Annotated in this window: 16 protein-coding genes; 4 read left to right on the forward strand and 12 right to left on the reverse strand. The window is 73.8% G+C overall.

What is annotated here, in order from left to right; genetic code table 11:
* Positions 1–3 precede the first annotated feature (3 nt).
* From OG715_RS18330 to OG715_RS18340, 3 genes are all read right to left on the reverse strand, one after another.
* Positions 4–1,647, reverse strand: a complete 1,644-nt coding sequence (locus tag OG715_RS18330; RefSeq protein ID WP_266269869.1) for a succinic semialdehyde dehydrogenase — start codon at positions 1,645–1,647, stop codon at positions 4–6.
* Between the two features lie 111 nt (positions 1,648–1,758).
* Positions 1,759–3,600, reverse strand: a complete 1,842-nt coding sequence (locus tag OG715_RS18335; protein ID WP_266269871.1) for a serine/threonine-protein kinase — start codon at positions 3,598–3,600, stop codon at positions 1,759–1,761.
* Between the two features lie 172 nt (positions 3,601–3,772).
* Positions 3,773–4,894 (reverse strand): protein kinase family protein, encoded by a 1,122-nt coding sequence (locus OG715_RS18340; RefSeq protein ID WP_266269872.1) that lies wholly within the window; start codon positions 4,892–4,894, stop codon positions 3,773–3,775.
* 79 nt (positions 4,895–4,973) lie between these two features.
* On the opposite strand from OG715_RS18340, the gene OG715_RS18345 reads away from it, so the two are divergent.
* A complete protein-coding gene (locus OG715_RS18345) occupies positions 4,974–5,513 on the forward strand; it encodes an SHOCT domain-containing protein (protein ID WP_266269873.1) in 540 nt (179 codons plus the stop codon).
* Between the two features lie 184 nt (positions 5,514–5,697).
* Here the strand turns inward: OG715_RS18345 and OG715_RS18350 are convergent, their stop codons facing one another.
* Entirely contained in the window at positions 5,698–7,644 is a 1,947-nt protein-coding gene (locus OG715_RS18350; RefSeq protein ID WP_266269874.1) for a serine/threonine-protein kinase, read from the reverse strand.
* A gap of 254 nt (positions 7,645–7,898) precedes the next feature.
* On the opposite strand from OG715_RS18350, the gene OG715_RS18355 reads away from it, so the two are divergent.
* The gene (locus OG715_RS18355; RefSeq protein WP_266269875.1) at positions 7,899–8,516 is read left to right on the forward strand and encodes a hypothetical protein; all 618 of its coding nucleotides are present in this window, start codon (positions 7,899–7,901) and stop codon (positions 8,514–8,516) included.
* 72 nt (positions 8,517–8,588) lie between these two features.
* On the opposite strand, the gene OG715_RS18360 is transcribed toward OG715_RS18355, so the two are convergent.
* From OG715_RS18360 to OG715_RS18375, 4 genes are all read right to left on the reverse strand, one after another.
* A complete protein-coding gene (locus OG715_RS18360; protein WP_266269876.1) occupies positions 8,589–9,716 on the reverse strand; it encodes a GuaB3 family IMP dehydrogenase-related protein in 1,128 nt (375 codons plus the stop codon).
* Positions 9,717–9,920: 204 nt separating this feature from the next.
* Positions 9,921–11,426: an IMP dehydrogenase gene (gene guaB / locus OG715_RS18365; RefSeq protein ID WP_266269877.1), complete on the reverse strand. Its 1,506-nt coding sequence runs from the start codon at positions 11,424–11,426 to the stop codon at positions 9,921–9,923.
* 275 nt (positions 11,427–11,701) lie between these two features.
* Entirely contained in the window at positions 11,702–12,370 is a 669-nt protein-coding gene (shbA, locus tag OG715_RS18370) for an RNA polymerase sigma factor ShbA (protein WP_078896129.1), read from the reverse strand.
* 320 nt (positions 12,371–12,690) lie between these two features.
* Positions 12,691–13,302, reverse strand: coding sequence for a response regulator transcription factor (locus tag OG715_RS18375; protein ID WP_014136228.1), 612 nt, complete (start codon positions 13,300–13,302; stop codon positions 12,691–12,693).
* Positions 13,303–13,872: 570 nt separating this feature from the next.
* Between OG715_RS18375 and OG715_RS18380 the strand changes: the two genes are divergently transcribed.
* A complete protein-coding gene (locus OG715_RS18380; protein ID WP_266269878.1) occupies positions 13,873–14,199 on the forward strand; it encodes a WhiB family transcriptional regulator in 327 nt (108 codons plus the stop codon).
* Positions 14,200–14,373: 174 nt separating this feature from the next.
* Here the strand turns inward: OG715_RS18380 and OG715_RS18385 are convergent, their stop codons facing one another.
* The 3 genes from OG715_RS18385 to groES all read right to left on the reverse strand — a co-directional run bounded on the left by OG715_RS18385 (position 14,374) and on the right by groES (position 17,584).
* Positions 14,374–15,366: a LysR family transcriptional regulator gene (locus OG715_RS18385; RefSeq protein ID WP_266269879.1), complete on the reverse strand. Its 993-nt coding sequence runs from the start codon at positions 15,364–15,366 to the stop codon at positions 14,374–14,376.
* 170 nt (positions 15,367–15,536) lie between these two features.
* The gene (gene groL, locus OG715_RS18390) at positions 15,537–17,165 is read right to left on the reverse strand and encodes a chaperonin GroEL (protein ID WP_266269880.1); all 1,629 of its coding nucleotides are present in this window, start codon (positions 17,163–17,165) and stop codon (positions 15,537–15,539) included.
* 113 nt (positions 17,166–17,278) lie between these two features.
* A complete protein-coding gene (groES, locus tag OG715_RS18395; RefSeq protein WP_014136232.1) occupies positions 17,279–17,584 on the reverse strand; it encodes a co-chaperone GroES in 306 nt (101 codons plus the stop codon).
* A gap of 267 nt (positions 17,585–17,851) precedes the next feature.
* Between groES and OG715_RS18400 the strand changes: the two genes are divergently transcribed.
* Entirely contained in the window at positions 17,852–19,060 is a 1,209-nt protein-coding gene (locus OG715_RS18400) for a THUMP-like domain-containing protein (protein ID WP_266269881.1), read from the forward strand.
* On the opposite strand, the gene OG715_RS18405 is transcribed toward OG715_RS18400, so the two are convergent.
* Positions 19,036–19,968, reverse strand: a complete 933-nt coding sequence (locus tag OG715_RS18405) for a polysaccharide deacetylase family protein (RefSeq protein ID WP_266269882.1) — start codon at positions 19,966–19,968, stop codon at positions 19,036–19,038. The genes OG715_RS18400 and OG715_RS18405 overlap by 25 nt on opposite strands.
* Positions 19,969–20,057 lie beyond the last annotated feature (89 nt).

Consider the following 20,057-nt stretch of genomic DNA (forward strand, 5'->3'; position numbering starts at 1 on the left):
CGGCTACTTGACGCGCAGCGCCTTCAGGATCCGCAGCCCGGCGGTCATCATCGCCGCGTACTGCTTGTCGTCCTGGCCGAACGCCGGCGCGAGCGGCAGCAGCCGCTGGCTCGCGATCGTCTGCGCCTCGGTGAACCGCAGGATGCCCTCGGCGCCGTGCCGCCGGCCGAGCCCGGAGTCGCCCATGCCGCCCATCGGCGAGGCGGCCGAACCGTAGGCCGCGCCGTACGCCTCGTTGACGTTCACGGTGCCGGTGCGCAGCCGGGCAGCGATCGCCCGCCCGCGCCGCACGTCCGTGGTCCAGACGCTGGAGTTGAGCCCGTACGGGGTGGAGTTGGCGGCGGACACCGCCTCCTCCTCGGTGTCGAAGCGGTAGACGGACACCACCGGGCCGAAGGTCTCCTCGCCGCAGACCGCCATGTCCGGGGTGACCCCCTCCAGGATGGTCGGCTCGTGGAAGAACGGGCCGAGGTCCGGCCTGGCCTTCCCGCCGGCGAGCACGGTGGCGCCGGCCTTGACCGCCTCCTCGACGTGCCGGGTGGTGGCCTCCAGCTGGCGTCCCGAGACCAGCGAGCCCATGTCCGCCCCGTAGGCGAGGCCGCCGCCGAGCCGCAGCGCGCGGGTACGGGCGGCGAACTTCGCGAGGAACTCGTCGGCCACCGAGCGGTGGACGAGCAGCCGCTCGATCGAGATGCACAGCTGGCCGGCCGAGGAGAAGCAGGCCCGGACGGCCCCCTCGGCGGCCTTGTCGAGGTCCGCGTCGGCCAGCACCAGCAGGGCGTTCTTGCCGCCGAGTTCGAGCGAGGCGCCGACCAGCCGCTCGGCGGCCCGCCGGGCGACCTCGCGGCCGGTGCGGGTGGAGCCGGTGAACGAGACGTAGTCGGCGTGCTCGACCACGGCCGGGCCGATCACCGGGCCGTCGCCGATCACGATCTGCCACAGGTCGACCGGAAGTCCGGCCTCGATCAGCAGCTCGCGGGCCCAGAGCGCGGTCAGCGCGGTCTGGGTGTCCGGCTTGTTGACCACCGCGTTGCCCGCGACGAAGGCCGGCAGCGCGTCGCCGACCGACAGCTCGAACGGGTAGTTCCACGGCGAGATGTGGCCGACCACGCCCTTGGGGCGGCGGGCCTCGACCGCCTGGGTGAACAGCGGGACCGCACCGAGGTGCCGCTTGTCGCGCAGGTAGCCGTGCGCGGAGCGGCCGTAGTGGCGGGCCGCGATCGCGACCGCGAGCACCTCCTCGAAGGCGTGCAGCCGGGCCTTGCCGGTCTCCGCCTGGATGAGGTCGAGCACCTCGTCCTGCCGCTTGATCAGCAGATCGTGGAAGCGCAGCAGGACGGCGGCGCGCCGGCGGACCGGCAGCGCGGCCCAGGACGGCTGGGCGCGCCGGGCGAGTTCGAAGGCGACCTCGACGTCCGCGGGGGTGGACCGGGGCAGGCCGGCCAGCCGTTCGCCGGTCAGCGGGGCGACGGTCTCCACCACGCTGGGCTCGCCGGTGGCGGTGACCCCGGCGGCGAGGCGGTCGACCAGTGACGGGGGCACGGCCGAGGCGACGGTACGCCCGCCGCCCGGGGCGGCGGGGTTGCGGCCCGGCGCGCCGGGGCCGGCGGGATCGGTGGCCGCGGCAGCTGCTGTGAGGTCCGACATAGGGCGCAGCCTAGGCGCTCGGCGGCCGGTGCGGTACCCGTCGGTAACAAGAAACCCCCGTGCGGGTGCGCCCCCTGCGGATCAGCGGCGGTCAGTGGCGGTCAGTGGCGGTCAGCGGGTCGGGGTGAAGTAGTGGAGCACCGCGTTGAACCGCTGCTCGGCCTCGTTCCACTCGTTGCCCCGGTCGAAGCTGGAGGAGTAGATCGCGTAGCTGGTGCCGTCCTCGTCGATGAACTCGGCCTCGATCGCCCGGCGGCGCCCGCCCTCCTTGGCCAGGTAGCTGAACTCCCAGACCGCGGCCTCGTGGCCGTTCACCGCGACGCCGGTGAGCCGGTGCTGCTTGTACTCCTTCAACGACTTGGAGACGGTGCTCTCCATCTGCCGCATGTGCTCCAGCGGCCGGACCGACTGGCCCACGGTGACGGCGAACTGCAGGTAGTGCCCCTTGTTGTCGGGGCTGTAGTAGATCTGGTTGTCCGGCGTGCTGGAGCGCTGCCAGGCCGGGACGGTCACCGGCAACGGGAAGCGGAAGCCCGCCGGGTCGTCCACCCACTGGTAGCCGCTGGGCGCGGGGGTGCCGTCCACCGGGGCCGTCGGCTGCGGCCCGACCGAGCCCGGGGCCAGGGTCGGCGCGGACCGGCCGGGGTCCGCGGCGCGCTGGCGCTGGACCAGGTAGAGCGCCCCGGCGGCCAGCACCGCCAGGCCCACCACGATCGCGAGCACCCGCAGCACCGTCCGGCGCCTGGCCGGCCCGCGCGCGGGCGCATCGGTGTACGACACCGGCGTGACAGGCCCGGTGGGCGCCCCCTCGTCGCTCTCCCGCGCCGGGCCGGTCCCGGGGGAAGGCTCCGTCGGGGGCTCCTCCGCCCGGTCCGAAGCCACCCACTCCGAAGCCGCCCGGTCCGAAGCCGTCGGGTCCGAAGCCGCCCGGGCGCGCGGCACCGTGACGGCCTCCGCGCCCTCCGCCGACGCGGCCCCGGCCTCGTCCCCGGTCTCCGACCGGTCCTCGGCGCGGTCCTCCGACGCCTCCTCCTGCTGGCCCGCCCGGTCCACCACCGGCACCGACTGGGTCGGCATCCGCACCGGCGCGACCGGCTTGAGCCCGACGGTGTGCCCGGCCTGCACCTCGGCCAGCATCCGGGCCGCCTCGTCCGCGCTCGGCCGCTCGTCCGGGTCCTTCGCCATCAGCGCGGCCAGGACCGGACCCAGCGGCCCGGCCCGGCGCGGCTCCGGCAGGGGGTCGCCGACCACCGCGGCCAGCGTGGTCAGCGGCGAGGTGCGGCGGAACGGCGAGTCGCCCTCCACCGCCGCGTACAGCGTCGCCCCCAGGCCCCACAGGTCGGAGGCCGGGCCCGGCCGCTCGCCCTGGGCACGCTCCGGCGCCAGGTAGTCCGGCGAACCGACCAGGTCGCCCGGCCGGGTCAGCTCGGCCGAGCCCTCGTACGTCGCGATGCCGAAGTCGAGCAGCACCGCCCGCCCCGTCCCGTGCTCCAGCAGCACATTGGCCGGCTTCACGTCCCGGTGCAGCACCCCCAGCTGGTGGCCCCGGTGCAGCGCGGCCAGCACCTGGCCGCCCACCTCGGCGGCGGCACGCGGCGGCAGGGTGCCGTCCTGGCTGATCACATCGGCCAGCGAACGGCCGTCGACCAGCTCCATGACGATCCACGGCCGGCCGTCCTGCTCCAGCACGTCGTGCACGGTGATCACGCCGGGGTGCTTGATCCGGGCGGCGGCGGCGGCCTCCCGCTTCATCCGGGCGTGCAGGATCTCCACCTCCTCCTCGGGGAGGTGGCTGACGGTCAGCTCCTTGACCGCGACCTCACGGTCCAGCATCCGGTCCCGGGCCCGCCAGACCGTGCCCATCCCGCCGCGGCCGAGCCGTTCGCCCAGCTCGTAGCGACCGACCAGCAGCCGCTCCCCCTCGGCCGACCCCGGCCGGTCCTGCGCGCCCATCCGCGACCGCTCCCCCTCATTCACCTGCCGTCACGCGACGGAGGGCCCGGTGCAGACCACTCGGTGCAGACCACTGAATCGAACAGATTCCACGGACACCCTAGGCGTCCGGGGTGCCCCCGGGTAATCTCCCCCGCCCACCGTTCCGGCGACCATGTTCCCACCGGTCCCGTCAGCCTGCGAACAGCACCACGGCCGCCACGCCGAGGACCAGCAGCAGGAACACTCCGCCGACCAGGAGCGGCCCCAGCAGCGCCGGCGGGATCCGCGGCGGACGGGCCGCTCCGGCCGCCTCCGCCGGGGCCGTTCCCGCCTTCGCCCCGCGCCTGTCCCGGGAGCTGCCCGCGGCAGCGGCGCCCTTCGCCCGGCGCCGCCGGACCGGTCCCGCCGGGCGGGGCCCCGGAACCCCCGGCGCACCGGCCGCCCCCGGCCCCTCCACCGGCTCCGGCGCGCGCGCCAGCAGCTCCGCCAGCTCCAGCGTGATCTCCGCCGCCGTCGGGCGCAGCGCCGGATCGGACTGCACCAGCCGCTCCACCAGCGGCCCCAGCGGCCCGCAGGCTCCGGCGGGGACCCGCCGGCCCTCCCGCACCGCCGTCACCAGCTCCGGTACCCCGCTCTCCGGGTACGGCGCCCGTCCGGTCGCCATCCGGTGCAGCAGCACCCCGAGCGCCCAGCAGTCACCGGCCGGGCCGCCGTCCAGCGGCCACCGCTCGGCCACCGGCCCGACCAGCGCGGCCCGCACCTCGTAGCGCCGCCGCCCGCCCGGACCGCCCAGCTCCTCGGCCAGCGCCTCCTCGGCCACCCCGGGGAGCAGCCCGCCCAGCAGGGCCGCGCCGTCCTCGCCGACCAGTACCGAGGCGGCCGTCACGTTCCCGTGCGCCAGACCCGCCCCGTGCAGCGCCCGCAGTGCCCCGGCGAGGTCCGCCGCCACCTCCGCCGCCCGGTACGGCGGCAGCGGGCCGGCCCCGAGCAGCGCGTCCAGCGGCTGCCCGGCGGGCCGTTCCTCGACCGTCCACAGCAGGTCGCCCTCGACGAACGCCCCCGCGCCCTGCAGCAGTCGGGCGTGTCGGGGCGCCGCGGCGCCGACCTCGGCCACCCGCCGCACCAGCCGCTCCCCCGGCTCCGCGCCGGGGCCGTCCGGCTCCTGATCCCCGATCAGCACCGCGGGCAGCTCCAGCGCGCGCAGCCGTACGACGTCACCGGTCCGCTCGTCCGCGGCGAACGCGCCCAGCGCCTCCAGGTGGTCCGTCAGCCGATAACGCCCCGCCAGCACCTGCCCCGGGCCCGCTCGCATGCGTGTTCCTCTCCGCTCGCCGCCAAGCCTAGTTCCCCGCGGAAGGCGCCGCCCGGGTCCCCCGGATTACCCTCGCTCCATGGACTGGAGCGATCTCATCGACACGGCCTTCGACGTGGCCGGCAACAGCAGCAGTGACCACCGGGCGGCGGCCCTGCGCACGATCGAGGCGAACGTCGCCCCCGACGAGAAGCCGATCGCCTCCACGGCGGGACGCCACCCCGACCACTTCCGCAAGGGCGTCCTGGTCCTGACCACCCACCGGCTGCTCTTCCTCAAGGACGGTAAGCCCCCGGTCCCGGTTCCGCTCCCGGCGGTCACCGACGCGACCGTCACCAGGACCCGGATCAACGGCGAGGTGCTGCTCGTGGTCGCGCTGACCGGCTCGCACCGCTTCGAGGACGTGGTCAAGGCCGAGGTGTTCGCCGAGCAGCTCCGGGCCGCCGCCCGGCTGGCCCGCGAGGGCTCCCGGAAGGAGCCGGTCGCCGCCGCCCCGGCGGCCCCCGTCTCCACCGGCGCCGAGCTGCTCGACCAGCTGGAGCGGCTGGCCGCCCTGCACACCGCCGGAGCCCTCACCGCCGAGGAGTTCACCCGCGCCAAACAGCGCCTCATCGGCTGACCGAACGGGCACCCGCCAAGCGCCCCCGCTCAGGGCTCCCACACGAAGCGGGCGACCCGCCCCGAGCCGAAGGGGCGCGCCGGTGCCGAAAGGGAGAGCGCGAGGAGGCCCCTGAGGAACGAAGGGGCATCGGAGCGCCGACCGTCGGCACCGGACAGAAGCGCCCCGGAGGCGAGCGGGCGAGCTATGGAGTCGGCTGGAAGGTGTCGAACGCCGTCTGCCGCGCCTGCGCGTTCGGCGCCGCCGACCAGTCCGCGTCCGGCGTGGTCCAGTAGATCGCGTAGCCGTACTTGGCCGGGGAGCCGGTGACGAAGCCCCGGTTCAGCGAGTGCGTCCTGGGCGTGCCGTTGGTCCACTCCCAGTCGGCCGCGTTGGTCCACTCCCGGTAGGCGACGGACTGCAGCTGCACCCGCTGGTAGTTGCTCACCTGCCCGCGCAGCCCGGGCTCGGAGGCCTGCCAGTCGGCGAGCGCGCTCGCCCCCGGCGTGGTCGTCCACTCGACCCGCAGGGTGCTGCCGTTGCCCTTGAAGGTGCGGCGGTTCGCGTCCGAGCCCGTCGGCTGCAGCCAGTCGGGCAGCACGATCGAGAAGCCGGACGGGTCCTTGTACTCGTGGTACCCGGCCGGCACGACGGCCCCGGTCGGCGTCGGCGTCGGCGTGGCACTGGGAGTCGGCGTGGGCGTCGGCGTCGGAGTGGGCACGGCGGCCGGGGCCTCGGTCGGCGCGGGCGCCGCGGCCTCCCCCGGACCGGTGCTCTCCGGGGCCGTCGCCGGCGCGGCACTGTCCGTGCCGCCGTCCGTGACCGCCGCCACCGGCGCGGTGCCGCGCGCGCCCTCGGGCGAGCCGTCCTCGGAACCGCCGAACGCCTGCAGCAGCACGATCAGGCCCGCGATCAGCAGCAGCACCACCACCGCCGTCGCGACGGCCAGCCGCCGCCGGCCGGTGCGCGGGTCGGCCCCGGCGGCCTGGGTCGCACCCAGCGTCCACTCACTGGTGACCGGCCTGGCCGCCTCGGCCGAGGTCTCCGCGGCCCCCTCCGGTGCCGGCCCGTCCCCCGGCACCTCCGGGGTGCCCGGTGCCACCGGTGTCTCCCCGCTCGCGGCGTCCCCGGCCCGGCTGCCCACCCGGACCGTCCCGAGCAGTCCGCCGACCGGCGGCTTCCCGCCCTTGCCGGCGTCCTTGCCCTTGCCCTTGCCGCCGCCCGAGCCGGTGCCGCTGGAGCTGCCGGAGCCACTGCCCGCGTCGTCTCCCGCGCCCGCCACCGGCACCGCGTGCTCGGTGGTCGACTCGGCCCGCGCGGTCGCCTCCGCGACCACCCGCTTGAGCATCGACCGGGTCTGCGGGGCGGTCAGCCGCTCCGCCGGGTCCTTGGCCAGCAGCCCCTCGACCACCGGCCGCAGCGGACCGGCGTTCACCGGCGCGGTGAGCTCCTCCGTCATCACGGCCGTCAGGGTGGCCAGCGCCGAGCCCCGGTCGTACGGCGGCCTGCCCTCGACCATCGCGTACAGCGTGCCGCCCAGCGACCACAGGTCGGCCGGCGGTCCGGGCTTCTGCCCCTGGGCGCGTTCCGGGGATATGTACGAGGGCGCGCCGACCAGCATCCCGGTCGACGTCACCGAGGAGTCCCCCTCGACGCTGGCGATGCCGAAGTCCGTGAGCACGACCCGGCCGTCCTCGCCGATCAGCACATTGGACGGCTTGACGTCGCGGTGCAGGATGCCGTGCGCGTGGGCGGCGCTCAGCACGCCGAGCACGTCCAGCGCGATCTCCGCCGCCCGGGCCGGCGCCAGCGGGCCGTCCTCCCGGATGACGTCCGCGAGCGAGCGGGACTCGACCAGCTCCATGACGATCCACGGCCGGTCGTCCTCCTCGACCACGTCGAAGACGGTGACCGCCGAGGAGTGCCGGATCCGCGCCGTCGCCTTGGCCTCGCGCAGGGTGCGGACGATCAGCCGGTGCTTCTCGTCCTCGTCCACGCTGGCGTTCATCCGCAGTTCCTTGACCGCGACCGTCCGGCCCAGCATTTCGTCCTCGGCGCGCCACACTGTGCCCATGCCACCACGACCGAGCACCGCGTCCAGCCGGTAGCGTCCGGCCAGGAGGCGGCCGGTGGAACCCTGCGCCTGGGTCATTCGGAACGTTCCCCCATGTGCTGCTGGCGGTCGTGATGACGGCACGTCGGACCGGCGTCGGGCCCGAACGCCCAAGCCTCCATCATCCCCTGTCCCGCGCGTGCCCGGCCACCCGGCCCCCGGCCACCCTGGTCCGCACCCCGGACAGGGGGGGCGCTCCGTGCCCGATCTGTGATCGAAAACTCTGTCCGGCCGGCTCCGGCCACTGCTACCGTTCGGCAGCTCACCGTCTTTCCGGGGGGAAAAGGACGTCCATGACCGCATCCGCACCGGGCGCTGACGGGCAGTCGAACCGGCCGCCCACCGCCCGGCATTTCTCGGTCGCACCGGAACCGGAGACCCCGGAGGGGTACGTCGCCCCCGGTATGCCCGGTGCCCCGGTGGCCGGTTACCACCCCGTCGACCCGGCCGATCCCGCCCCGGCGGCCGACGCGACGCCCGACCCGAACGCCCCCGGGCGTCGTCGCCGGCGCGAGCACGGGCGGCCCGGCTCCGCGGTGGCGATCGCCGTCCTCGCGATGCTGGTCGGCGCGGCGGCCCTCGGCTCCGCGCCGATCCGCGCGCACGCCACCGTCGGCTGGCTGGCCATCGCCCCGGCGGCCGCGGTGGCCTGGCCGCTCGGCCGGCTCGGCGGCCCCGGCCGGCTGCTGCCGCCGCTGGGCGCCGTGCTGGCGTCCGGCGCGCTGTTCCTCGGCCAGTTGCTCGGGCAGACCCGGCGGCTGCACCACCTGGCCGGCACCGGGTACGGCGAGCTGCTCCGCGACGCCCTCCCGCTCTGGCGCACCGACCGCCGCACCCTGGACCTGGTCTTCTACGGCATCGCCGTGATCGGCGGCTTCCTGCTGACCCGCCGCGCCGCCACCCGCCAGTAGCGGGCCCGCCCGGAACGGCGCGAGGCCCCGGTCGCGCGCGGTGCGACGGGGCCTCGGGCGGGAGCGTCCGGCTCAGCGGTGGTGGAGCGCCGGGTTGACGGTCACCTCGACCCGCTGGAACTCCTTGAGCTCGGTGTACCCGGTGGTCGCCATCGCCCGGCGCAGGGCGCCGAACAGGTTCATGGTTCCGTCCGGGGTGTGCGACGGACCGGTGAGGATCTCCTCGGTGGTGCCGACGGTGCCGAGGTCGACCCGCTTGCCGCGCGGCAGCTCCTCGTGCACGGCCTCCATGCCCCAGTGGTAGCCCTTGCCGGGCGCGTCGGTGGCACGGGCCAGCGCGGCACCGATCATCACCGCGTCGGCGCCGCAGGCGACCGCCTTCGGGATGTCGCCGCTGTAGCCGACGCCGCCGTCCGCGATGACGTGCACGTAGCGGCCGCCGGACTCGTCCATGTAGTCGCGGCGGGCGGCGGCCACGTCGGCGACGGCGGTGGCCATCGGGACCTGGATGCCCAGCACGTTGCGGGTGGTGTGCGCGGCGCCGCCGCCGAAGCCCACCAGCACGCCGGCCGCGCCGGTGCGCATCAGGTGCAGGGCGGCGGTGTAGGTGGCGCAGCCGCCGACGATGACCGGGACGTCCAGCTCGTAGATGAACTGCTTCAGATTGAGCGGCTCGGCGGCGCCGGAGACGTGCTCGGCCGAGACGGTGGTGCCGCGGATGACGAAGACGTCGACCCCGGCGTCCACGACGGCCTTGGAGAACTCGGCGGTGCGCTGCGGCGAGAGCGCGGCGGCGGTGACCACGCCCGAGTCGCGGACCTCCTGGATCCGGTGCTTGATCAGCTCGGCCTTGATCGGCTCCGAGTAGATCTCCTGCAGACGGCGGGTGGCGGCGGCCTCGTCGGTGATCGCGGCGATCTCGTCGAGCAGCGGCTGCGGGTCCTCGTAGCGGGTCCACAGGCCCTCGAGGTTCAGCACGCCCAGGCCGCCGAGGCGGCCGATGTTGATGGCCTGCTGCGGGGAGACCACGCTGTCCATGGGCGCGGCCAGGAACGGCAGCTCGAAACGGTAGGCGTCGATCTGCCAGGCGATCGAGACCTCCTTCGGGTCGCGCGTACGGCGACTGGGGACGACGGCGATGTCGTCGAAGGCGTACGCCCGGCGGCCGCGCTTGCCACGCCCGATCTCGATCTCAGTCACTTCGAGCCCTTCTGCTGGTATTGCTCATGCCGGCCGGGTCACCCCGGCCGCCCCCCAGTATCCCGTACCCCCCGGCGGCCGCACGGCGCCGCCCCGCTCCCCGGAGCGGCCACGGACCAGCTGTCGACCAGCTGCGGACCGGCACCCGGACAGCCCGGAGGGCCCGCCACCGGTCGATGGCGGGCCCTCCGGCCGGACAGCGGATCAGCCGCGGCTGGTGTAGTTCGGCGCCTCGACGGTCATCTGGATGTCGTGCGGGTGGCTCTCCTTGAGGCCCGCCGAGGTGATCCGGACGAACCGGCCCTTGCTCTCCATCTCGGCGACGGTGGCGGCGCCCACGTAGCCCATGGTCTGGCGCAGGCCGCCGATCAGCTGGTACAGCACCGCGGACAGCGGGCCGCGGTAGGGGACCTGACCCTCGATGCCCTCGGCGATCAGCTTCTCGTCGGAGGTCACCTCGCCCTGGAAGTAGCGGTCCTTGGAGAAGGACCGCGCCTGGCCGCGGGTCTGCATGGCGCCCAGCGAGCCCATGCCGCGGTAGGACTTGAACTGCTTGCCGTTGATGAACAGCAGCTCGCCCGGGGACTCCTCGCAGCCGGCCAGCAGCGAGCCGAGCATCACGGTGTCGGCACCGGCGGCGAGCGCCTTGCCGATGTCGCCGGAGTACTGCAGGCCGCCGTCGCCGATGACCGGCACGCCGGCCGCCTGACAGGCCAGGGCCGCCTCGTAGATCGCGGTGACCTGCGGGACGCCGATGCCGGCGACCACGCGGGTGGTGCAGATGGAGCCCGGGCCGACGCCGACCTTGACGCCGTCCACGCCGGCGTCGATCAGCGCCTGGGCACCGTCGCGGGTGGCGACGTTGCCGCCGACCACGTCGATCCCGACGGCCGACTTGATCTTCGCGATCCAGGACAGCGCGTTGTGGCTGTGGCCGTGCGAGGTGTCGACGACCAGGAAGTCCACGCCCGCCGCGACCAGCGCCTGGGCGCGGTCGAAGGCCTCGGCGCTGGCGCCGACGGCGGCACCGACCAGCAGACGGCCCTCGGCGTCCTTGGCGGCGTTCGGGTACTGCTCGGCCTTGACGAAGTCCTTGACGGTGATGAGGCCCTTGATCCGGCCCTCGTCGTCGACCAGCGGCAGCTTCTCGATCTTGTGCCGGCGGAGCAGCGCCATCGCGTCGACGCCGGAGATCCCGACCTTGCCGGTGATCAGCGGCATCGGGGTCATGATCTCGCGGACGCGGCGGCTGCGGTCCGACTCGAAGGCCATGTCGCGGTTGGTGACGATGCCGAGCAGCTTGCCGCCCTCGTCGGCGATCGGCACACCGGAGATGCGGAACTTCGCGCACAGCGCGTCGGCCTCGGCCAGCGTGGTGTCCGGGCCGACCGTGATCGGGTCGGTGACCATGCCGGACTCGGAGCGCTTCACCAGGTCGACCTGGTTGGCCTGGTCCTCGACCGACAGGTTGCGGTGCAGGACGCCGACGCCGCCCTGACGGGCCATCGCGATCGCCATCCGCGACTCGGTGACCTTGTCCATCGCGGCCGAGAGCAGCGGGATGTTCACCCGCACGTTGCGGGAGACCCGCGAGGAGGTGTCGACCTGGTTCGGCAGCACCTCGGACGCCCCCGGCAGCAGCAGGACGTCGTCGTACGTGAGCCCGAGCATCGCGAACTTCTCGGGGACGCCTGCGGCGTTGTAAGACATTTCGGGGGTACCTTCCGTGGCCGGCCTAATCCGCTCACGCCCTGAGGGTGGGGGCGCAGTCATCAGCTCACTCGGACCGCCCAAGCCCGGTGTCCACTGGAGGATCCTCCAGGGGAACCCCATGCGCACCGTCGGAACTTTGGCGACCCGCCCAGACGCCGATACCCCATCGTACTGGCACGGCGAACGGGACCTCGTGCTGCCCTTGACAACACCGCCCCACCATGAGCCATTCCATGATTCGCCCGCTCGCCCCCGGGGCGGGAAGCAGCCAGCTAGGAGGACTCCTCCGCCAGCGCGCGCAGGCGGCTCAGGGCGCGGTGCTGGGCGACCCGGACGGCCCCCGGCGACATGCCGAGCACCTCGCCGGTCTCCTCCGCCGAGAGTCCGGCGGCCACCCGCAGCAGCACCAGCTCGCGCTGCCGGGCCGGCAGGTTGGAGAGCAGTTCCTTGGCCCACGCGGCGTCGCTGCTGAGCAGCGCCCGCTCCTCCGGGCCGAGCGCGTCGTCCGGCACCTCCGGCAGGTCGTCCTGCGGGACCACGGTGGATCCGGGCCCGCGCATCGCGGCCCGCTGCAGGTCGGCGATCTTGTGCGCGGCGATCCCGTAGACGAAGGCCTCGAACGGGCGGCCCAGGTCCCGGTAGCGGGGCAGTGCGCAGAGCACCGCGACGCAGACCTCCTGGGCGATGTCGTCGACGTGGTGCCGGGCACCGCCGGGCAGCCGGACCAGCCGGCCGCGGCAGTAGCGCAGCGCCAGCGGGTGGACGTGGGCGAGCAGGGCGTCGATCGCCGGCCCCTCGCCGCGGACGGCGGCCGCGACCAGCGCGGCGAGCGCGCCCGGCCCGTCGGCCGGATCCGCGTACGCCGGGCCGGGCCCGGGCGCGGAGGGCTCGGCCTCCACCGGGTCCGCCTCACCGGGAGACCCCGTCACGTCGTCACGCATCGGTCCATGGTGCCTGGTCGCGCGGGAAAACGCGGCACCGCGTCCGGAGTTGTGCACCGGAACGTTATGCGGTGCCGCTCCGGTACGCACCACCGGCCCCTCCTGCACCGCACCGCCTCCCGCCCCGCCGCCGCCGCAGACGGCACCGTCCGCGGCGCCGTCCGCCGAGTCTCCTGCGGCTGCGTGGTTCGCCGCAGTTCCTGTCCGCTGGTCCCCGAGGTGCTCCACTCCTCCATGGTGCAACCTCGGGGCCGTAACGTCACACGCCTCCGCACGGACAATCGCGAGCAGCGGGCCGGGACCGGCGGCGGCGCCGGCGGTCAGCGGACCAGGCCCCACCGGAAGCCCAGGGCCACCGCGTGCGCGCGGTCCGAGGCGCCGAGCTTCTTGAACAGCCGCCGGGCGTGGGTCTTGACGGTGTCCTCGGAGAGGAACAGCTCACGCCCGATCTCGGCGTTGCTGCGGCCGTGGCTCATGCCCTCCAGCACCTGGATCTCACGTGCCGTCAGGGTCGGCGCGGCCCCCATGTCGGGACTGCGCAGCCGGCGGGGGGCGAGCCGCCAGGTCGGGTCGGCGAGGGCCTGGGTCACGGTGGCCCGCAGTTCGGCGCGCGAGGCGTCCTTGTGCAGGTAACCGCGCGCACCCGCGGCGACCGCGAGTGCGACACCGTCGAGGTCCTCGGCGACGGTGAGCATGATGATCCGGGCACCGGGGTCGGCGGACAGCAGCCGCCGGACCGTCTCCACCCCGCCGAGGCCGGGCATCCGGACGTCCATCAGGACGAGATCGGAGCGGTCGGCCACCCAGCGGCGGAGGACCTCCTCCCCGTTCGTCGCGGTGGTGACCCGATCGACACCGGGTACGGTCGCGACCGCGCGGCGAAGCGCCTCGCGGGCGAGCGGGGAATCGTCGCAAACGAGAACGGAAGTCATGACTGTCGTCCTCCGCAGCTGATCCGCGTCACGTTGAGCCTCCTGGCTGGTACGAACCTCTCCGACACGGCCCATCGGCGTCAGACTCCGTGCTGATCGCCCAGGTTCCCCGCGATCGTTCCCGACGTCCGGCGTCCGCTAACCGCCTCCGCACTTCCAACGACCGTCACTCGAATGAGTTACGGCCTTCAGGGCCATCTCCACCACTGTACGTGGCCAACCCGTTACCGATCAGCCGCATCGCGGTGCACACGCCGCTCTTTTGCGCAGCTCGGGCGCGGTCGGCGTACAACCCGCACACCCGCGCGACACTCCGCGCGCCGGTCGGCCACCCGATTGCCACGCTTGCGCCGGGCGACTGTCGGCTCGACAGTCATGCCCACTTTGCCCGCTTTTAGAGCTTTTGTATGGTCATTGACTGTTGCGCAACTCTGTGGGTGACTTGTCCATGTAGTTGCCGTAAGTCATATTTCCAGGTGTCCACACCGCGCCGGACGCCCCGCCGAGCCGAATCCACCGCGACCCGCTGGTGACCGGCCCGCGGTCGACGACCTCTGAAGGGAATGAGCCATGGCAGATTTCTCCCGCCTCCCCGGCCCCAACGCGGATCTCTGGGACTGGCAGCTCTCCGCAGCCTGCCGCGGCGTGGACAGCTCCCTCTTCTTCCATCCCGAGGGAGAGCGCGGCGCCGCCCGCAGTTCACGCGAAGCCAGCGCCAAGGAGGTCTGCACCCGCTGCCCGGTCCGCACCGAGTGCGCCGCGCACGCGCTGGCGGTCCGCGAGCCGTACGGCGTGTGGGGAGGTCTCACCGAGGACGAGCGCGAGGAGCTGATGGGCCGCTCGCGCCACCGCCTGGTGGAGGTGCCGCTGGTCGCTCCGGGCATGTCCCAGCAGTAGACGGCCGGCTCCGCGCCGGCGTGAAGAAACGTTTCTTCACAACCCCCAACCGGCCCCCACCGACCTTCACGGGCCTCCAGCGGCCCTCCCCGCCCCCTTGCGCCCCCGGCCCCGTCGGCCGGGTCCCGCCCGGCGGCCCGCCCCTCCGGCGGCCGGGCGGGCGGGACGGCGGCGTCAGCGACCGGTGGCCGCCCCGGCCAGCCGCTCCAGCATCAGCGCCACCGCCGGCACCTCGGCGAGGTCCGGCAGGGTCAGCGCGACCACCTGCCGTACCGCCGGCGCCCCCGAGGCGGCGTGCACCGCCACCGTCGCCACCCCGTCCGGGCGCACCGACTCCAGTGCCAGTCCGGGCAGCACCGCCACCCCGAGCCCGGCCGCCACCAGCCCGACCACCGCCGGGTAGTCGTCGGTGGCGAAGTCGATCCGCGGCTCGAAGCCGGCCCCCGCGCACAGTTCCACCAGGTGGCCCCGGCACTGCGGGCAGCCGGCGATCCACTGCTCCTCGGCCAGCTCGGCCAGCTCCACCGGTCCGCCGCGCCCGGCCAGCCGGTGCCCGGCGGGCAGCAGGCCGACCAGCGGGTCGTCCAGCAGCGGGGTGGCCACCAGGTCGGACCAGTCGGCGCCGGCGCTGAGCTGCTGGGCCTCCAGATTGGCCTCGGCGCGCGCCTCCCGGGGCGTGCCGTGCGCGGGCGCGGCGACGGAACCGGTGGCCTGCGGGTAGCGGAAGGCGAGCGCGACCTCGCACTCGCCGCCGCGCAGCATCGCCAGCGACTCCGGCGGCTCCGCCTCCACCAGCGACACGCGGACCCCCGGATGGGTGCCCCGCAGCCGGGCGACGGCAGGCGGCACCAGAGTGGAACTCGCGGTCGGGAAGGACACCAGCCGGACCCGGCCGGCCCGCAGCCCGGCGATCGCGGCGACCTCCTCCTCCGCGGCGGAGAGTCCGGCGAGGATTCCGGTGGCATGCTTGAGCAGCACCCGGCCGGCCTCGCTGAGCTGCATGCCGCGGCCCGAACGGACCACCAGCGGGGTGTCCACGGACTTCTCCAGGGCCTTCATCTGCTGGCTGATCGCGGGCTGGGTGCAGCCCAGCTCACGAGCGGCGGCGGAGAAGGAGCCGGTGCGGGCGACGGCACGCAGGACGCGCAGATGGCGGGCCTCGATCATGCCTCCAAGATATAAGGCATTCTTTGCAACAAGCAAAATTCAACTGATAGTTGAAGGATGGAGCACACCGTCGCGGCCGGGCCCGGACCCGGTCCGCGCCGCAACGCCGGAGGCCCGGCCCGCCACCCCCAGTGGGGCGCGGACCGGGCCTCCGGTCAGTGCTTCGGGCCTCAGTGCGAGTGGCCGTGGCCGCCGTGGCCGTGACCGGCGTCGGCGTCCTCCTCCTTCTTCTCCACCACGAGGGTCTCGGTGGTGAGAAGCAGGGAGGCGATCGAGGCGGCGTTCTCCAGGGCGGAGCGGGTGACCTTGACCGGGTCGATGACGCCGGCCTTCACCAGGTCGCCGTACTCGCCGGTGGCGGCGTTGAAGCCCTGGCCCAGCTCCAGCTCGGCGACCTTGGAGGTGATGACGTAGCCCTCCAGGCCGGCGTTCTGGGCGATCCAGCGCAGCGGCTCGTGCAGCGCCTTGCGGACGACCGCGACACCGGTGGCCTCGTCGCCGGACAGGCCCAGGCCGCCGTCCAGCACCTTGGCGGCGTGGACCAGGGAGGCGCCACCACCGGCGACGATGCCCTCCTCGACCGCGGCACGGGTCGCCGAGATGGCGTCCTCCAGGCGGTGCTTGCGCTCCTTCAGCTCCACCTCGGTGGCGGCACCGACACGGATGACGCAGACGCCGCCGGCCAGCTTGGCCAGGCGCTCCTGCAGCTTCTCGCGGTCCCAGTCCGAGTCGGTGTTGGCGATCTCGCCCTTGATCTGGGCAACGCGGCCGGTCACGGCCTCGGAGTCACCGGCACCGTCGACGACGATCGTCTCGTCCTTGGTGACGGTCACGCGGCGGGCCGAGCCCAGCACGTCCAGACCGGCCTGGTCGAGCTTGAGGCCGACCTCCTCGGAGATCACGGTGCCGCCGGTGAGGACGGCCAGGTCGCCGAGGATCGCCTTGCGGCGGTCGCCGAAGCCCGGGGCCTTGACGGCCACCGCGTTGAAGGTGCCGCGGATCTTGTTCACCACGAGGGTGGACAGCGCCTCGCCGTCGACGTCCTCGGCGATGATCAGCAGCGGGCGGGAGGTGCCGCCCTGCAGGATCTTCTCCAGCAGCGGCAGCAGCTCCTGGATGGAGGAGATCTTGCCCTGGTTGATCAGGATGTACGGGTCCTCGAGGACCGCTTCCTGGCGCTCCGCGTCGGTGACGAAGTACGGCGACAGGTAGCCCTTGTCGAACTGCATGCCCTCGGTGAAGTCCAGCTCCACGCCGAAGGTGTTCGACTCCTCGACGGTGATGACACCGTCCTTGCCGACCTTGTCGATCGCCTCGGCGATCAGCTCGCCGACCTGGGTGTCCTGGGCGGAGAGGCTCGCGACGGCGGCGACGTCGTCCTTGCCCTCGATCTCGCGGGCGACCGACAGGAGGTGCTCGGAGACGGCGGCGACGGCCTTGTCGATGCCCTTCTTCAGGGCGGCCGGGCCCGCGCCCGCGGCGACGTTGCGCAGACCCTCGTTGACCAGGGCCTGGGCCAGCACGGTGGCGGTCGTGGTGCCGTCGCCCGCGACGTCGTTGGTCTTGGTGGCGACCTCCTTGACGAGCTGCGCGCCAAGGTTCTCGTACGGGTCGTCGAGCTCGACCTCACGGGCGATGGTGACACCGTCGTTGGTGATGGTCGGGGCACCGAACTTCTTGTCGATGACGACGTTGCGGCCCTTGGGACCGATGGTCACCTTGACGGTGTCGGCCAGCTTGTTGACACCGCGCTCGAGCGAGCGGCGGGCGTCCTCGTCGAACTGCAGGATCTTCGGCATGTTCCCTATTCCTTCGGGGTGCGGCCGTCGCCGGCCGCTCGACTACGTGAACCAACAGCCACGCCCCGGCCCCTGTCACTAGGGACACGGATCCGGGGCGTGGCTGAACGCTTTTACTTCTCGATGATCGCGAGAACGTCGCGCGCGGAGAGCACCAGGTACTCCTCGCCCTGGTACTTCACCTCGGTGCCGCCGTACTTCGAGTACAGGACGATGTCACCCACGGCGACGTCGAGCGGCAGACGCTGGCCGTCCTCGAAGCGGCCCGGGCCGACAGCCAGGACGACGCCCTCCTGGGGCTTCTCCTTGGCGGTGTCCGGGATAACCAGGCCGGAGGCCGTGGTGGTCTCGGCGTCGAGCGGCTGGACCACAATGCGGTCCTCGAGCGGCTTGATGGCAACCTTGCTGCTGGTGGTCACGTCCGAGCTCCCCTTCGGAGATTACGGGGTTTTCTAACGGGTAGGGGCGAACTCACGAATCTGCCGTCGCGGGGGTCAGAGACGCATTGTCGCGTTAGCACTCCCCCGGTGGTGAGTGCTAGTGATGACCATAGGCCGCCGTTAGCACTCAGTCAACCAGAGTGCCAACGCCACGCGGGCCGGTCCTGTCGGACGCACCCGTGGCGGCGCGCTCCCGCTCGCGGGGCCGGCGCCCCGCGCCCGCCCGTGACCGGGGAGAATGAGCGGGTGGAGAACGACGACCTGCGGCCCCTGCTGACCGAGCGGGGCCAGGCCCTGCTCGCCGAACTGCGCGAGTTCGCGCCCGAGGAGGAGCTGGCACTCGCCACCCGGCTGCGCAAGGAGCACCCCGCCGAGCTGGTGTCGGCCGCCTTCGGGCAGGCCCGGCTGCGGCAGCGGGCCCGGGCCAAGTTCGGCGCCGACGCCGACCTCATGTACTTCACGCCCAACGGCGTCGAGCAGTCCACCCGGCGCGAGGTCGCCGAGTGGCGGGCCGAACGGTTCGCCGGACTCGGGGTGAAGCGGCTGGCCGACCTCTGCTGCGGCATCGGCGGCGACGTCCTGGCCCTGGCCCGGGCCGGGATCGAGGTGCTCGCGGTCGACCGGGACCCGGCGGCCTGTGCCGCCCTCGCCGCCAACGCCGCCGCCCTGGGCCTGGCCGAGCTGGTCGAGGTGCGCTGCGCGGACGTCGCCGAGGTCGACGTCACCGGCTACGACGCGGTCTTCACCGACCCCGCCCGGCGCACCGCGCGCGGCCGGGTCTTCGACCCCGAGGCGTACGCCCCGCCGCTGTCCTGGGCGATCGAGGCCGGCCGACGGGCCCCCGTCGGCGCGCTCAAGGTGGCGCCCGGCATCCCGCACGAGGCCGTGCCGGCCGACGCCGAGGCCGAGTGGGTCTCGGACCACGGCGACGTCAAGGAGGCGGTGCTCTGGTTCGGCACCCGGGCCGGGCACCCGCACCGCGCCACCCTGCTGCCGCAGCGGGCCGGCCTCACCGGCGGCGACCTGCCCGACCCCCCGGCCGGACCGGTCGGCCGCTACCTGTACGAGCCGGACGGCGCCGTGATCCGCGCCCATCTGGTCGCCGAGGTGGCCGGGCTGGTGAACGGGCGGCTGATCGATCCGAAGATCGCCTACCTGACCTCGGACGAGCTGGTCGACACCCCGTACGCGCACGCCTTCGAGCTGACCGACGTCCTGCCGTTCCACATCAAGAAGCTCAAGGCGCTGCTGCGCGAGCGGAAGGTCGGCACGGTGGTGATCAAGAAGCGCGGGATGGCGATCACCCCCGAGGAACTGCGCCGGCAGCTGCGGCCCTCCGGCCCGAACGCCGTCACGGTGGTCCTCAGCCGCACCGACAACGGCCCGCTGATGATGCTCGGCCACCCCGTCACCGGACCGGCCGCGGCCGTTCAGGCGGCCGGCGCCTCGATGTAGTCCTCCAGCCGGGCCACCGCGAAGCCCTGCTCCTGGATCCGGGCCAGCAGCTCGCCGAACATCTGCGTCATCGTCTCGCCCTTGAGGTCCTTCGGACCCCGGAAATGGGCGAGCACGATGTCGCCGGCCCGCAGCTTCTTGTCCGCGGCCTGGTACTGCATGTCGTGTATCTGCATCGACTCGCGCCACAGCACGACCGCCCTCGGCCCGCACTGCTGCACCGCGGTGTTCAGCGCCGGCGTGTTGGCGCCGTCCCCGTACGGCGGCCGGAACAGCAGCGGCGGGGTGCCGTACTGCTGGGTGAGCGCAGCCTGGGCGTCGCAGATCTCGGACTTCTGCTTCTCCGGCGGCACCTTGCTCATCTGGGCGTGGTCCACGGTGTGGTTGTGGACGTGGTTGCCGAGCGCCTGGAGGCGCTTGAAGTAGCCGTAGTCGTCCTTGACGATGTCGCGGGTCAGGAACATCGACACCGGCACCTTGAGGTCGGTCAGCATCTCGACGAACCTCGGGTCCTTCTCGGCACCGTCGTCGATGGTGACGAAGACGACCTTGTCGGGGGTCTTCACCTCGCTGAACACCGGGACGGGCCCGGTCCGCGCGAGCTTCACCGGCTTGTCGGCGGGTGCGGGCGGCGCCGGCGGCAGCGGCGTGAGGTGCCACTTCGCCCACGCGGCGGCGTCCCCGGCGGCCGGGGCGCCCCCGGCCGGGGACGCGGTCGGCGACGGGCCGGCTGACCGCGACGGGGCGGCCGACGTCGGGGAACCGCTCGTCGGGGAACCGCTCGCCGGGACCAGCGCGGCCGAGGCCGCACCGCTGTCGCCGCCGCTCGTGCACCCGGTGACGGCGGCCAGCAGGGCCAGCGCCCCCGCCGCGCACACCGTCGTCCTGCTCCGTACCCGCCTGTTCACCGCGCCGTGCTCCCCGCTCCCGTTCAGCGACCTCGATCGCTAGCACGGTAACGGCCCGGCGTTCGGTTCCCGACCGGGCGTGCGAACGG

Origin of the sequence: Kitasatospora purpeofusca (assembly GCF_036010405.1) — a bacterium.
GTDB classification, from domain to species: Bacteria; Actinomycetota; Actinomycetes; order Streptomycetales; family Streptomycetaceae; genus Kitasatospora; species Kitasatospora purpeofusca.